The organism is Veillonella magna DSM 19857, assembly GCF_000428745.1.
Lineage (GTDB): Bacteria > Bacillota > Negativicutes > Veillonellales > Veillonellaceae > Veillonella_A > Veillonella_A magna.
Genome location: NZ_KE386795.1, coordinates 109,438 through 125,241, shown reverse-complemented (window position 1 = coordinate 125,241; position 15,804 = coordinate 109,438). Strand labels below are relative to the sequence as shown.

At 44.0% G+C, this 15,804-nt stretch carries 17 protein-coding genes; all 17 read right to left on the bottom strand.

What is annotated here, in order from left to right; all coding sequences use genetic code 11:
• Positions 1-92 precede the first annotated feature (92 nt).
• The 17 genes from G344_RS0107515 to nrdR all read right to left on the bottom strand — a co-directional run bounded on the left by G344_RS0107515 (position 93) and on the right by nrdR (position 15,771).
• Complete coding sequence (locus tag G344_RS0107515; RefSeq protein ID WP_028255657.1) at positions 93-2,162, bottom strand: polyribonucleotide nucleotidyltransferase; 2,070 nt, start codon at positions 2,160-2,162, stop codon at positions 93-95.
• 176 nt (positions 2,163-2,338) lie between these two features.
• Entirely contained in the window at positions 2,339-2,605 is a 267-nt protein-coding gene (gene rpsO, locus G344_RS0107510) for a 30S ribosomal protein S15 (RefSeq protein ID WP_028255656.1), read from the bottom strand.
• A 136-nt stretch (positions 2,606-2,741) separates the two neighbouring features.
• Positions 2,742-3,533, bottom strand: a complete 792-nt coding sequence (locus tag G344_RS0107505) for an ABC transporter ATP-binding protein (protein ID WP_028255655.1) — start codon at positions 3,531-3,533, stop codon at positions 2,742-2,744.
• 11 nt (positions 3,534-3,544) lie between these two features.
• The gene (locus tag G344_RS0107500; RefSeq protein ID WP_028255654.1) at positions 3,545-4,414 is read right to left on the bottom strand and encodes an ABC transporter permease; all 870 of its coding nucleotides are present in this window, start codon (positions 4,412-4,414) and stop codon (positions 3,545-3,547) included.
• 61 nt (positions 4,415-4,475) lie between these two features.
• A complete protein-coding gene (locus G344_RS0107495; protein WP_407448694.1) occupies positions 4,476-5,414 on the bottom strand; it encodes an ABC transporter substrate binding protein in 939 nt (312 codons plus the stop codon).
• Positions 5,415-5,533: 119 nt separating this feature from the next.
• Positions 5,534-5,902, bottom strand: a complete 369-nt coding sequence (locus G344_RS0107490; protein WP_028255652.1) for an arsenate reductase family protein — start codon at positions 5,900-5,902, stop codon at positions 5,534-5,536.
• Positions 5,903-5,932: 30 nt separating this feature from the next.
• Positions 5,933-6,331 (bottom strand): hypothetical protein, encoded by a 399-nt coding sequence (locus G344_RS11025; RefSeq protein WP_244869509.1) that lies wholly within the window; start codon positions 6,329-6,331, stop codon positions 5,933-5,935.
• Positions 6,315-7,727 carry an aminopeptidase gene (locus G344_RS0107480; RefSeq protein ID WP_028255651.1) on the bottom strand — a complete coding sequence of 471 codons (1,413 nt, stop codon included), beginning with the start codon at positions 7,725-7,727 and terminating at the stop codon, positions 6,315-6,317. The genes G344_RS11025 and G344_RS0107480 overlap by 17 nt, the downstream gene beginning before the upstream one ends.
• A 1-nt stretch (position 7,728) precedes the next feature.
• Positions 7,729-8,712, bottom strand: coding sequence for a 3'-5' exonuclease (locus G344_RS0107475; protein WP_028255650.1), 984 nt, complete (start codon positions 8,710-8,712; stop codon positions 7,729-7,731).
• A gap of 9 nt (positions 8,713-8,721) precedes the next feature.
• Positions 8,722-9,762, bottom strand: coding sequence for a glycosyltransferase family 9 protein (locus G344_RS0107470; RefSeq protein ID WP_028255649.1), 1,041 nt, complete (start codon positions 9,760-9,762; stop codon positions 8,722-8,724).
• On the bottom strand, positions 9,746-10,777 hold the full coding sequence (locus G344_RS0107465; protein ID WP_028255648.1) for a glycosyltransferase family 9 protein: 1,032 nt from the start codon (positions 10,775-10,777) through the stop codon (positions 9,746-9,748). Before G344_RS0107465 ends, G344_RS0107470 begins: the two co-directional genes overlap by 17 nt.
• A complete protein-coding gene (locus G344_RS0107460; protein ID WP_028255647.1) occupies positions 10,764-11,285 on the bottom strand; it encodes a D-glycero-alpha-D-manno-heptose-1,7-bisphosphate 7-phosphatase in 522 nt (173 codons plus the stop codon). The genes G344_RS0107465 and G344_RS0107460 overlap by 14 nt, the downstream gene beginning before the upstream one ends.
• Positions 11,286-11,340: 55 nt before the next feature.
• The gene (gene rfaD / locus G344_RS0107455) at positions 11,341-12,306 is read right to left on the bottom strand and encodes an ADP-glyceromanno-heptose 6-epimerase (protein ID WP_028255646.1); all 966 of its coding nucleotides are present in this window, start codon (positions 12,304-12,306) and stop codon (positions 11,341-11,343) included.
• A complete protein-coding gene (gene rfaE1 / locus G344_RS0107450; protein ID WP_028255645.1) occupies positions 12,303-13,784 on the bottom strand; it encodes a D-glycero-beta-D-manno-heptose-7-phosphate kinase in 1,482 nt (493 codons plus the stop codon). The genes rfaD and rfaE1 overlap by 4 nt, the downstream gene beginning before the upstream one ends.
• Complete coding sequence (gene gmhA, locus G344_RS0107445; RefSeq protein WP_028255644.1) at positions 13,762-14,352, bottom strand: D-sedoheptulose 7-phosphate isomerase; 591 nt, start codon at positions 14,350-14,352, stop codon at positions 13,762-13,764. The genes rfaE1 and gmhA overlap by 23 nt, the downstream gene beginning before the upstream one ends.
• The gene (locus tag G344_RS0107440) at positions 14,349-15,281 is read right to left on the bottom strand and encodes a dipeptidase (RefSeq protein ID WP_028255643.1); all 933 of its coding nucleotides are present in this window, start codon (positions 15,279-15,281) and stop codon (positions 14,349-14,351) included. Before G344_RS0107440 ends, gmhA begins: the two co-directional genes overlap by 4 nt.
• Positions 15,274-15,771, bottom strand: coding sequence for a transcriptional regulator NrdR (gene nrdR / locus G344_RS0107435; RefSeq protein ID WP_028255642.1), 498 nt, complete (start codon positions 15,769-15,771; stop codon positions 15,274-15,276). Before nrdR ends, G344_RS0107440 begins: the two co-directional genes overlap by 8 nt.
• Between the last annotated feature and the right edge of the window lie 33 nt (positions 15,772-15,804).

Sequence of the window (15,804 nt, the reverse complement as noted above, 5' to 3'; positions counted from 1 at the left end):
ACATCATGTCAAGCAATGCGGCTGCCGTCAACACTATGAAGGCAACCGCCATATACTCTGCACAATATAACCACAACGGGTTGTCATGATTTTTATTTTAAGCAGTCTTTGCGAGACAAGTTAATGCGGCCCTGTTTGTCGATTTCAATAACCTTAACCATAATTTCATCGCCTACATTAACTACGTCTTCTACTTTTTCCACACGTTCTTTAGCGAGCTTAGAAATATGTACCAATCCTTCTTTACCCGGCAAAATTTCTACGAAAGCACCGAAGTTCATCAGACGTGTTACCTTACCCATGTACACTTCACCTACTTCAGGCTCCTTTGTCAGGCTGGTAATAATTTCGATAGCACGGTTGGCACCGGCAGCTTCCACGGAAGCAATGTATACAGTACCATCATCTTCGATATCAATCTTCGTGCCAGTTTCTTCAATGATTCCGCGAATTACTTTACCACCTTGACCGATTACATCGCGAATCTTATCCGGATCGATATGAATCGTGATAATACGCGGTGCCCACTGAGACATTTCGCCACGAGGAGCATCAATGACTTCCATCATCTTGCCCATAATATGCATGCGTCCTTTGTGAGCCTGCTGTAATGCTTCACTGAGTATTTCACGGGACAAACCGGAAATCTTGATATCCATCTGAATTGCCGTAACACCTTTTGTCGTACCGGCTACTTTAAAGTCCATGTCACCCAGTGCATCTTCCATGCCCTGAATATCCGTCAAAATGGTGTAATGTTCACCTTGGGTTACAAGTCCCATAGCAACCCCTGCTACCGGGGCTTTAATCGGTACACCGGCATCCATCAAGGATAAGGTACTGCCGCATACACTGGCCATAGAGCTGGAGCCATTAGATTCTAACACTTCAGATACCAAGCGGAGGGCATACGGAAATTCTTCTTCCGACGGAATAACAGGCACCAAAGCACGTTCTGCCAAAGCCCCGTGACCAATTTCACGACGTCCCGGGCCGCGAGATGATTTTGTTTCCCCTACCGAATAAGACGGGAAGTTATAATGATGGATATAACGTTTTTCCGTTTCGATACCAATACCATCGATTGTTTGCTTTTCAGATAATGGTGCTAACGTACAGATATTCAATACCTGTGTTTGTCCACGCGTAAACAATCCGGAACCATGTGTGCGCGGTAATACCCCAACGCGTACAGAAATCGGACGCACTTCATCCAATTTACGACCATCCGGACGAATTTTTTCTACGGTAATCATATGGCGAACAATTTCCTTCACCATTTTTTCTAATGTCATGGACACATCTTGCATCTGTTCCGGATAAATTTCTTCGAAATGAGCCAACACCTCAGCAAACACAGCTTCCTGCTGCGCGTCACGCTGCTGTTTATCTGCACAGCGAACCGCTTTATCCAAAGCATCATGTGCATATTCATGTACGGCCTTTGATACTTCTTCATCAATTTCATGAACAGGAAACACGCGCTTTTCCTTGCCTACCTTAGCTACCATGTCTTCTTGGAATGCTACGATACGCTTGATTTCTTCGTGTGCAGTCATGATAACTTCCAGCAGTACTTCTTCCGGTACCTCCTGAGCACCGCCTTCAACCATCAGAATAGCATCCTTTGTACCGGCTACAACAACATTGAGATCACTTTCTTCCAATTGTGCTACCGTTGGGTTAACAACAAACTCACCGTTTACACGCCCCATACGTACACCCGCAATCGGACCTGCCCACGGGATATCGGAAATAGCCAGTGCCGCCGAAGCACCAATCATACCGCAAATTTCCGGTGCGTTATCTTGGTCAACAGATAATACCGTTGCCACTACATGTACCTCATTGCGGCATCCTTTATCAAAAAGAGGACGAATCGGACGGTCAATTAAACGACTGTGTAAAATAGCTGTTTCCGGAGGACGTCCTTCACGTTTTACAAAGCCTCCCGGAATACGGCCAACGGCGTACATTTTTTCTTCATAATCAACAGTCAGCGGGAAAAAGTCAATATCCTTAGCTTCTTTAGATCCTGTAGCCGTCACTAATACTACCGTATCACCATAGCGAACCAATGCGGCACCGCTTGCTTGCTTAGCCAACTCCCCCGTTTCAATCGTTAGGGTACGACCGGCTAATTCCATTTGGAATTGTTCCATTCCGATTCCTCCTCTGGCGACATCCAACAAATCGTAAAGACCTGTGTCGCTTTCTTATAACTATAAACATTTTTAGATTTCCCTACTATTCTAAAGGAAATAGCCGAAAAAGGCAATTTATTTATCTACAAAAATAGGAGTGGCCATAGCCACTCCTATACGTATCAGCAAATAAATTATTTGCGAAGGTTCAATTTTTCAAGGATTGCACGGTAACGTTCGATATCCTTGCGACGAAGGTAGTCGAGCATGTTACGGCGCTGACCAACCAATTTCAACAAACCACGACGGGAATGATGGTCTTTCTTGTGTTCTTTCAAGTGTTCCGTCAAGTAAGTGATGCGATTAGTCAAGATTGCAATCTGTACTTCCGGAGATCCGGTGTCGCCTTCATGAACTGCAAATTCTTTAATGATTGCCTGTTTTGCTTCAGTAGTTAACATTTCTGTATCCTCCTTAATTATCATAACCTCGCAAAGCTGAAGTAGTCGTCGGAGAAGTCGGTTACTTCGCCTGCGTTAGCCACTCTCATCGGTGACCTATGTCAGTATACACTATATCCGTATTGCTGTAAAGAGGTTATCCCAACATCATACGGTCGCTTAGGCCTCCTTCGCCGGCTACCTCGAAACGTTCCAATAAATCTTTGACGGTGAGTTTTTTCTTTTCTTCATCACGAACATCAAAAATGATTTTTCCGTTATCCATCATAATAAGGCGATTCCCGTAACGAAGTGCATCGCGCATGTTATGCGTAATCATCAATGTCGTTAACTTATGTTCCTCAACCAGTTGTTCCGTTAAGGTTAATACATTAGCTGCTGTTTTAGGATCCAGCGCTGCCGTGTGTTCGTCCAACAACAATAAATCAGGACGCATCATCGTCGCCATTAACAACGTAATCGATTGACGCTGACCACCGCTAAGCAATCCCATACGCGCTGTCAGTCGATCTTCCAGACCCAAGCCAAGCAAAGATAATCGTTCTTTGAAAAATTCTCGTTCTTTAGGTACAAAGGCCCATTTCAAACCCATGCGTTTACCGCGGCGTAAGGCTAGCAATAAATTTTCTTCTATTTGCATATTACCTGCCGTCCCCAGCATAGGATCCTGAAATACACGCCCGATAAAAGCAGCCCGTTTATATTCCGGCATCTTTGTTACATCCGTATCATTAATAACAATTTTTCCTTCATCCACAGGGAATACACCTGCAATGGAATTCAGTAACGTACTCTTACCTGCCCCGTTACCGCCGATAACCGTCGTAAAATCACCGCTTTCCAATCGCAAATCCACACCGCGGAGCGCCGTTTTTTCATTTACCGTCCCTTTAAAAAAGGTTTTCACAATTCCCGTAAGTTCTAGCATGGTACCCCTCCTTAGCGACTCTGCCATTTTGCCTTCAATGTCGGTAACGACAAGGCAATAGCTACCAATACAGCTGTAAATAATTTCAAATCATTTGGTGGCATACCGAGATACAACACTACGGCAATAACAATACGATACACGATAGAACCCAGTACAACGGAAATCAGGTTCGATACGAAAGAACGGGTTCCAAAAAGAACCTCACCAATAATTACCGATGCCAAGCCGATTACGATGGTACCTACCCCCATACCGACATCGGCAAAGCCATTCCCCTGTGCAATTAAAGCACCGGAAACAGCGACAAAACCGTTGGAAAGAAGAAGGCCTAACACAATCATGGTATCGGTATTAACCCCCTGCGCACGAATCATTTGAGGATTTACGCCGGTTGCTCGCAGACAAGCTCCTATTTCCGTGCCGAAGAACCAGAACAATACAACGCAGGTAACAACAGCTACCAATAAACCTACCAACGCCAATGCCCATGTGTGCATGAAGCTCAGCTTTTCAAAGAACGTATAAATGGTGTCCATTCGCAATAAGGATACATTGGCTTTACCCATAACACGTAAGTTAATAGAATATAGGGCAATCATCGTTAAAATCCCTGCCAACAATGCGGGAATCTTTAATTTTGTATGAATCCATCCCGTAACAGCACCGGCAATCATTCCCCCGATGGCAGCGGCTAAAATTGATACCACGGGATCTACGCCTTCAACGATAAGCGTAGCCGAAATGGCTGCTCCTAAAGGAAAACTTCCTTCTACCGTCAAATCAGCAATATCAAGTACGCGGAATGTTATAAATACACCAATGGCTAAGAGGGACCACAACAATCCCTGCCCCAATGTGGCAATAATTAAATCTGTCATAATTTCCTCCCGGTTAAAAAAGAAAAGGGCATCAGATGCCCTTTTCCTGCTTGTTACAAACCTACTTCACTTCCTGCGCCAAATCAGCCGGAATAGCAATACCCAGCTTTGCCGCTTCTTCCTTGTTAATAACTAGCTTCATTTCTTTCTGACGTTCGATTGGCATATCCGAAATCTTTGCTTCCCCGGATAGCAGTTTAGCTGCCATCACACCGGTCTGGAAGCCCAGTTTATAATAATCTACCGAATAAATAGCTACCCCACCGGCCTTAACCATGTTTTCTTCTGCCGGGAATACAGGGATTTTTGCTGCATCAGTGATTTTAACTACATTGGCAAATGCCGAGGCTACCACATTGTCCGTTGGTATGTAAATGGCCTGTACGCCTTGCGACGCAAGATTTTGTGCTGCCTGCTGAATATCGTTTACATTAGACACCGTAGCTTCTACCACAGTAATCCCTTTCGTAGCTGCATAGGCCTTCATCTTTTCTACCTGCAATTGCGAATTCACTTCGCTAGCTGTATAAATAGTACCCAGTGTTTTTAAATTAGGCACCAATTTAATAATCAGGTCTACCTGTTGTTCAATCGGATTCATATCCGTAGTACCACTTACATTCGTACCCGGTTTTTCATCGGATTGAACGAGCTTTGCCGTTTTATAATCGGTAATCGCCGTACCCAATATAGGAATATCCTTTGTAGCATTAGCCATCGCCTGTGCTGCCGGCGTAGCAATAGCCAATACTAAGTCCTTCTTATCCGATACAAATCGCTGTGCAATACTATTCAAATTAGACTGATCGGCCTGTGCATTTTGCTGATCCAATACTACATTCTTATCGAAGCCTTTTGATTTCAAACCATCAACGAACCCTTTGTTGGCCGCATCCAGTGCCGGATGTTCTACCAACTGCACCACACCGACCTTATACTGTTTATCTCCGCTCGTCGTTCCCTGGCTCCCGCCACATCCTGCAATGAGTCCTACTGCCATAAGTGTTGCTATGGCACCTACAATTCGTTTCTTCCACATGCGAAACTACTCCCTTCTACTATGCTACAAATATCCGTCCATCACGGATAGATTGAGTTTATTATAGCGTGTTTCTCCAACTATTTCAATAGTCCGTTTCTAACTAACGCCGCTTCCCATTCGGCCTCTTTAAACCCAACTAGCACAGTATCGGGCAACACCAATATCGGACGCTTCACCAACATGCCATTAGCTGCCAATAAAGAAATTTTTTCTTCTTCATTCATAGACGGCAATCTATCTTTCAGCTGTTCACTGCGATATATCTGTCCGGATGTATTAAAGAACGCTTTTAACTCCTTACCACTTTTAGGTTGCCATTCCCGTATTTCCGCCTCAGTCGGATTATCTTCCTTTATATCTCGCGCCGTAAAGTTGATTCCTTTATCCACTAAATACTTTTTTGCTTTACGGCAAGTAGTGCACTTAGGATACTCGATAAACAGCATACAATCTCTCCTTTTCTTATGCGCTAAGAACTATGATTCCTTCTTAGACAATTCTACCATCATATCTTCCGTCAGCCCATTGGCAGCCAAGATATATTCTTTCAATTTACCTCTTTCATAGGCTACCTTCATAACGGGAATTTCGAAAGGATCCAAAACAACGCTCATCAAAACCTCACCTGTATGGTAATACCCTACGACGGCCTGTCCTTCATCAGGGTCTAAACAATCAACGGCGACGTGTTCGCAATACGGTTCCATTACTTTTGTAGCCTCGCGAATACAAAAATCGCGATCCTTTAAAAATTGTTCCGCTTCATCCGCCGGAATATCAAATATATCAATATGTACTGTCTTATGCTTCCGTCCATCATGACTGTCAGGGTTTACCGCTAACGGCGCACCGGCAAAATTATTTGCAGAGGTCATTTAATACCGACTCCTTTCCGGCTGCTTGTAAAAAGGCCACATAGCATTTTTTAGCTTCATAAATGTCGGCTTTACTTGTTACTTCCCACGGCGCATGCATGCTCAATACAGCTACGCCGCAATCGATAACATTCATTCCGTATAATGCCATGATGTACGCAATAGTGCCGCCACCGCCAAGATCAACACGGCCTAATTCGGCTGTCTGGAAGGTAACTTTATTATCGTCCATAATACGACGTACCAAACTCATATATTCTGCATTGGCATCATTAGAGCCGGATTTACCGCGTGCTCCGGTGAACTTATTAAATACAACACCCTTACCGAGAAATGCCGCATTTTTCTTTTCAAAGGCAGATGCATACAACGGGTCATAACCGGCACTTACATCGGAAGAAAGCATACGACTGTTTTCCAATGCACGGCGTACGGCCAGTGGCGAGGTTATACCCATGCCTTCCAATAATTCAGCTACGATGTTTTCAAAGAATCGTGACTGCATTCCTGTCGCCCCAACAGAACCGATCTCTTCTTTATCCACCAACAAGGTGCAACTAGTGCGCGCTACCGTATCAACTTCCAGCATAGCCGCTAAAGAAGTGTATGCACATACGCGATCGTCTTGACCATAGGCGATAATCATACTACGATCGAAACCCATTTCCCGAGCTTTACCGGCCGGTACAATTTCCAATTCTGCTGACAATAAATCTTCCTCTTCAAAACCATATTCGTTAGTGAATACATCCTGCAAGAACTTGGTTACGCCTTCTTTCAACTCTCCCTTTACCGGACGACTGCCAATAAGCAAATCCAATGCTTCTCCTTCAATCACCTTGGCCGCTTTCTTTTCCATTTGCTCCTGACCTAAATGTGGTAACAAATCCGTTACGCAGAATACCGGATCTGTTTCTTTTTCCCCAATGGAAATCGGAATTACCGTACCATCTTTCTTGACAACCACCCCATGTAAGGCTAAGGGCATAGCTACCCAATGATATTTTTTTATGCCACCGTAGTAATGGGTATCAAAAAAAGCTAAATTGCTATCTTCGTAAAAAGGATTTTGTTTTACATCAAGGCGAGGTGAATCAATGTGAGCCCCTAAAATATTCATGCCGTCTTCAATCGGCTCCGTTCCGATATTAAAAAGAGCTACTGCTTTTTTCATCTGCACCGCATACAGTTTATCACCTGCTTTAATGGTGTCTCCCTTTGCCAATACCTCTTTTAAATTACGATATCCTTTGGCTTCTGCCAATGCTACGGACTGCTGTACACATTCCCGTTCCGTTTTGCCTGCATCAAGAAAGGCCATATATTCATCGCATAATGTGTTAAGCGCCTTCATATCCTGTTCGTTATATTCATGCCATGCATATTTACGTTCCATACTATCCTTCCTTTCCTTGAGACTCCATTTGCGCTTTACGCGCCAAATAGCGTTCCCACTTTACTTTGTTTATATGTGCTTTCTTTTCGTATAGCGCCGTCATAAAAGGCGGAGCTTCCGTTATCGTCTTTGTAATATAAAACCGCGGTAATCTATGTCGTGCCATATATTTGCTGACACGCCACAATACGGCAAAATCACCGTGCTTTTTGCAGTGACCGATTGTCATTTGCTTATCTCTGGCGATGCGCTCCACGCGTCGCAGCTGAAGTGGTTCCTGGCAGTGTGGACAATACACGCGATGCACCTTCGGTAACCGAAACCCTTCTTCTTTATCTTCGAAGTTTTCATAAATAAAGAAGGCCAACGGATCCGGGAAGTACACGGAATGTGTAGATTCACGCGTCAATTCATCGTAAATCGCCATTCCCTCCGCCAATGGTATTTGCTGACAAACACGACCGGTAAAAATAGAATCATGCAATGCATCATGAGCCGTTAAATCATCGAAAGAAATAGATAATTCTTCCATGGCCCGCTTCAACGACACCTGCTCTTGATTACCATGCATGAAGTGTGCATATAACAATTGAGCATCATACCATGGCAATCGCAACTGTCCCGGCAATTTATGTAATCGCAAATTATCGCGTAACATCGTAATATCATCTACGCCCCAAGTCAGTAGCACCACATCATCACCACACCATGCATCGAATCGTCGAAATGCTGTGACAAAGTCGGTCCCCAACGCCAAATCTTCATTTGTGATATGAGTTAATCGCTGTACATGACAATGCATTCGCTTCAAATATTTTGGCTTCACGATACAATTAAAGCTATCTATATGATGAAATTTTGCATCTAACTTAATCGCTCCGATTTGAATAATTTCACCGGCCAAAGGCATACCTGTACGCTTAATAAAGCTTATATCATTATCATACGGCTGATTCCACTCTAAATCAAATATTACATACTCCATATCTACCTACTATTCCTGTTTCTGCAATAAAGTATGCGCTGCCTCCAAAACAGCCTCCTCAGATATAACACTAAGACCTTTATACTTTCCTTCGCGTATAATCTGCTTCATACTTTTGCCGATTTCATAGTCTGTCATTGATTCAAGAACAATACACTTCGTTGTATACGGCCCGTAAAATTTAGGATTTGACGGACCATACAAAGCCACTACCGGCACTTGTTGGCTGACAGCTACATGCATAGGCCCCGAATCATTGGTAATGAACAAACGGCAACGCTTAATCGCTTCCGCTAATTCCCCTAATCCCAAGCGACCTGTCATGACAATCGGTGTATGCGACATACCGGCAACTACCTCCGACACCATTTCTTCGTCCATAGGTCCCCCGAAGAATACCGGTACATAGCCTTCATCAGCCAATGTATCGGCAATTGCTGCAAAGCGCTCCTTAGGCCAACGTTTTTCCGGCACTGCGCTTCCTACATTAAAACCAACTAGCGTATCTGATGCAGACACTCCTTGGGCCTTATATAAATCATCTACCGCAGACTGCCACTGCGGACAACTAAAAATCTGCAATCCCTTATTCGGCACAATGGGTACCTTAAGTTGCTCCAACACATTGATATACATATCAGCCGCATGACGCGTACGCCTATCTAATCGTGTATACGTTGTCATCCACAGACGAAATAAAAAGTGACTCATCCCCACGGTTTTCTTAGCACCGATGGCCCATGCCAAAAAGGACGTTCGCTCGTTAGGATGTAAATTAATCACCACATCCGGCTGCACTTTGCAATGAATATTTCGCGCAATACGGTATAATGCCCCTATACTGTTATCCTTTCCCTTTTTATCAACCGTTATAATTTCATCGATGTACGGGTTATACAGCATAACATCTTTAAGTTTCTCATCCATTACATACGTAATATGACTATCCGGAGCAGCCTGTCGTAATACATACATAAAAGGGGTCGTCAAAATCACATCGCCTAAATGCATCAAAAATGTAACGACAATGCGCTTATGGTTTAATTCCATGGTTTGACACCTCCTCATAGATCGACCACACATCATCTACCGTAATTTGTTTTATACATTCCGGATCATCTACCAAGGGATGCTCCGGGGTTGCTTTACTGGTAGGAGAAATAAGACAATGCACATGTGCACCGCCGTACGGTCCCGTTCTCTGCGGCGAAGTGGGACCAAACAGAGCAAGCAACGGAACTTTCAGCGCATTGGCTATATGTAACGGTCCCGTGTCGGCACTCACATACATAGAGGCGCCGGCTATAAGTTCTATTAGTCCCTGTAATGTAGTTTTCCCCGTCATATCAATACAATACGTTGTACCCGCGATATCCCTAATAGACATGGCCTTTGCCTTTTCCGCCGAGGAACCTACAATCACCGTATACATTCCTTTTTCTGCCCAGCGCTTACACAAAAGCCCATAATTCTCAGAAGGCCACTCCTTAACTGCCCAGCGTGCCCCCGGAGCTACAACGATGTAAGGCATGCCTTTCGGCATACCGTCCATCTGCAACAGTGTATTTACTGCATCAGCCTCTTTTGGATCTCGGCGCAATGGGAATTCTACCTTATCTACCGTACCTCCTAAGACACGTACGGTATCCAGATAACGCTCAATCACATGCCCCATTTTATGAGGCCCTACCAATGCTGTATTAATCAAACCGCTACCTTCGCGCAATTCCCAATAGCCATAATGCTCCTTCGCTCCCGACAACCAAGCAACCAAAGCGCTTTTTGCTAAACATTGTAAATCCAAACACATATCAAACTTACGACGGTGTAACTCTTTTCGCAACTGCCACAGATACGGCAAGGATGTGAGTTTCTTTTTATCAATGTATATAATTTCATCTATCCATGGTTTGCCAGGCAAGACTTGACTGAATTGTTCATGCACTGCCCACGTAATATGAGCGTCCGGCCAATTTTTGCGAATAGCATACAATGTGGGTAATGCGTGAATTACATCACCGAGAGAACTCATTTTTATAATTAAAATTCGTTTATACGCTTTCATCGTATCCTCTTTTCGCTAAAATGGGGAGCAAGAAATCCGCTAAATCGATACCTTTAAACAAGTATCCGTCCATACCGGCCGCCTCAGCAGTAGCAACGTCGCTAGGTTTATCACCAATCATAAAGCTGTGCGCCACATCCACCTGATGCTCACGCACCGCCTGTAACACTAAACCGGGGCGTGGCTTACGGCATTCACAAGATTTTGTATACGCCGGTACTACTCCTTTTTCATGATGTGGACAATAATAGAATGCTGTGATTGGTGCTCCCGCAGCAGCCAGTTGATCTCCCATATACCGGTGCAAGTTTTTAACATCGTCTTCCGTATAATAACCCCGCGCCACACCACTTTGATTGGTAATAACAATTAATTGATAACCGGCCTCGACCGCTACCTTCAGCGCTTTTATTGCGCCCTGTATAAATTTCATATCCTCAATGCGATGTAAATAGTGGACATCTACATTAATAATTCCGTCACGATCGAGAAAAAGTGTTTTTCTCACGACTGTCCTCCCTCTTTCATCCCACATACTACACTAATGTTTATACACCAGTTCGCTAACGCAGGTATCCTTCATTATGATCCAATAACTCGCAATATTCGGCTACCGCTTCTTCCAGTGGCGTAAAGCCTTTATCATATCCGGCTGCCAACAATTTGGTCGTATCTGCTTCTGTAAAGCTTTGATATTTTCCCTTTAATACCTCCGGGAACGGAATATAACGAATAGCACCCTTACCCGCATAGGCTATTACCGCCTTCATGAATCGATTGAAGCTTTTTGCTTCACCGGTTCCGCAGTTGTAAATTCCGCTCAATTCCGGATGTTCCCAGAAAAACAAATTGACATTAACTACGTCCTTTACATAAATAAAATCACGTACCTGTTCACCGTCACCATAACCATCCGTGCCTTCAAACAGAGTTATTTCATCGGTTTCTTGCAATTTATAAAACATTTGACGTACTAATGATGCCATCTTATCTTTGTGATTTTCATTAGGGCCGAAAACATTAAAATACCGTAATCCTACCACCTGTGATTGTAAGGAATCCTTAAATCGGCGAACGTAGCGGTCGAAAAATAATTTAGAATACGCATAAGGATTCAATGCTTCTTCACAAGCTGCTTCCTCGCGGAAGCCTTTATTTCCATGACCGTAAGTAGATGCAGATGATGCGTAAATAAACGGAATTCGATGCTCTTGGGCAAAATGGAATAAATTTTTCGTTCCTTCAAAATTATTCTTCATCATATAGCGGCCGTCATAATTCATTGTATCCGCACAGGCCCCTTGATGAAAAATAACTTCTAGCGGGCCTACATCTAGCGCCCCATTGGCAACCGCTTCATCAAAATCAAGACAATCCACATAATCATAGAAATCCAACATCTGCAAATTTCTGATTTTTCGTCCGTCTGTTAAATCATCAACAATCAAAATATCATTACGGCCGCGATTATTTAATTCTTTTACTATATTGCTGCCAATAAATCCGGCCCCGCCTGTTACTAGTATCATAGTTTTCCCTCCTTCACCAAAGCTTTAATACGCTCAATAATGCCTGTCGTAGAATATCCGTCCTTAAATGGTAAAATTTCTACGCGATCTACGTATTCACCGCCGATAACATTCTCCGGCGTATAGTCACCGCCTTTAACTAAAATGTTAGGTCTTAACTCACTAAGGAGCTCCGCCGGTGTATCTTCATCAAAGAATACCACGCCGGACACAAACCCCAACGCCTGCATCATAGTTGCGCGATCGGTTTCATTATTGATAGGTCGTGCTTCACCTTTCAAACGTTTTACAGATGCATCGGAATTAAGTGCCACCACCAGATGATCTCCCAATTTTGCAGCCGCTTCCAAATACGAAATATGTCCGCAGTGAAGAATGTCAAAACAACCATTAGTAAAAACTACCGTATCACCATCATTTTGCCATTGTCTAATCTGTTGTGCCATCGAGTGCCGATTGTAAAAATCAACGGCACGTCGACGCCGCTGACGCACGTTGCGCCATAACTCCAACAGTTCCCGACGATGAATTGGATAGGTGCCTACCTTCGATACAACAATGCCGGCAGCACCGTTTGCTACGTGTAAAGCAGCACGCATAGTAAGACCTGCGGCAATTGCTGTAATAATCATAGCCACAACCGTATCACCGGCACCGCTTACATCAAATACTTCTTGCTGCGTTGCCTGACTATGCCAAATTTTACCCGTCCGACCGACAACGGTAATCCCTTTGGCAGAACGTGTTGCCACTACATAATTAAGCTGTACCGTGGTCAATACATTTTTAGCTGCCTTGACGATAGCTTCATCTGTATTAGCCACTGCATAGCCTACACGTTCCGACAACTCTTTTACATTCGGAGTAATAAAGGTCGCTCCGTTATATTTTGTCCAATCATTTCCCTTTGGATCAACGATAGTGGTAATATTATATTCTCTGGCGATGGAAAGGATTGTTTCTAACATTTGCGGGGTACATACACCTTTGCCATAGTCGGAAATAACAATACCATCCAATCCCATCTTCGCTTTTTCCTCAAGCCAACTAATAATATGTTTCGCTTCTTCCTTAGCTATATCACGCGGTTCTTCAAAATCCAGGCGCAACATTTGCTGCCGTGCGCCTAAGATACGCATTTTAGTCGTTGTATGGCGACTATCTTCGTAAAGAACACCGCTATCATCAATACCATTCTCTTTCAAAAGACGCTGTAATAAGGGACTATGTTCATCATTACCGGCTAAGCCTGCTAAAAATACATGGCAGTCCAAATTTGCCAAATTGGATGCTACATTAGCCGCGCCACCTAGTACTTCACGAATATCCGTCACTCGATTTACCGGTACCGGTGCTTCCGGCGAAATACGCCCCACATCGCCAAACACATATCTGTCAACCATGATATCGCCAATAACGGCAATAGAAAGCTCCGGCAGCTTTGTTGTTAAAAAATCATTTATCGTCTGCGTTACCATAATCCTCTTCCACCAATTCGCATATAATATGGCCTACCAAAATATGCATTTCCTGAATCCGTGCCGTAACTTTAGACGGCACGGCTAACGTGATATCACACAAAGACGATAATTTCCCACCGCCTTCACCGGTGAAAGCAATTGTATGCATGCCTATATCACGGGCCTTTTCCACAGCCTTTACTACATTTTTACTGTTGCCAGAGGTGGAAATGCCAATCAGCACATCGCCGGAACGACCCAAACCTTCTACTTGCCGAGCGAATACTTCTTCATAGCCGTAATCATTAGCCACTGCTGTCAGGATAGATGTATCGGTCGTCAATGCTACCGCAGCTAAGGAGCGTCGTTCTTTCTGAAATCTACCGATCAACTCTGCCGCTAGGTGCTGTGCATCGGCAGCGGAACCGCCATTGCCGCAAAACAATATTTTTTGTCCTGCTGTTAAGGCAGCCCGACATCGCTCGGCTATATCACTGATGACCTCCATCTGTTCCATCGTCTGTCCAAAAACATCCAGATGATCACTAAATCGCTGTGCGATTAATACTTGTATTGCTTCGTTCATGCCAGCCACTCCTTCATAACCCGTTCAGCATTCCGCCATGCCATTTTTTCTATTGCCTCTTCCGGTAATCCCGCTTCGGCTAAAGACGTAAACAACCGCGGTACATCCGCAGCATTTTCAATTTCCGTGTCCGGTCTGATACCATCGAAATCAGTTCCCAGTGCCAACACATCACTGCCGCCTACCTGATATATATGCATCGTGTGACGTACCATATCTCGAATCTGACTTACCCTTGACTCTCCCAAAAATGCCTGGGCAAAGTTAAGTCCGATAACGCCACCCTTTTCCGCTATACTCCGAATCTGTTCATCCGTTAAATTTCTTGTATGCGGTGTCAAGGCGCGTGCGTTGGAATGTGAAGCAATTAACGGTTTTTTCATCATATCCACAAGCTGGAACATCCCCGCAGCATTTAGATGCGAACAATCTACCATAATCCCTAATTCTTCCATATACTCTACAAAAGCTACTCCTGTCTTGGTAAGCCCTTTACCCTCATATTCCGGTCCATGAGGATAAGATAGCCCATTAGGAAAATTCCAACTAATAGTAATTAGGCGAACACCATCGTCATAGGCCTTCTTTAATTTTTCCAAGCTACCGCCGAACACGCCACCTTCTTCTACAGATAACAATGCGCCGAGTACACCATTACGACGACACGCTTCATACTCATCATAGCTTTTCACATGACGAATATAAGGACTGTATAATTCCATCTGCTTTGCAAATACCTGACGCATGGCCTCATAGCGAGCATAAGGATCCGCTTCGTGGTCCAATTCCACAAATAGAGCAAAGTCCTGCAGATAGTAGCCACCGCGCTTTAATTTTTCTATATCTATTTTCCAACAATTATTCATTAAATCTCCCTTATCGGGATGATTTATAAGTTGCATAATCGTATCACAGTGTAAATCAATCATCACTGTCTCCTTGCTGACGCCGTCCGCGTCTGTTATTGCTAAGTTTCTTCAGCTGCTCCAGTTCATCCATGAAGCTGTCAATATTATCAAACTTGCGATATACCGACGCAAAACGCACATAGGCTACTTGATCGATATCGCGCAACTGATCCAACACCAATTCTCCAATACGTTCGGTAGGTACTTCCATTTTACCCTCGCTACGAAGCGATTCTTCCACGGACTTTACAATTCCTTCCAATACTTCACTGTCAATGCCACGCTTATTACAAGAGCGACTAATGCCCCGTAATAATTTATTGGCATCAAACATTTCCGTACCACCGCTACGTTTAATCACAGCCAATGGCGGACGATCGATATATTCATATGTTGTAAAACGACGGCCGCAACTCATACACTGCCGACGACGACGAATACTCTTGCCATCATCTGTTGCCCGTGAATCCGTTACACGGCTGTCTTCATGCTTACAATAGGGACATCTCATAATCGCACTTCACCTCTTTTTCAACATACTGCC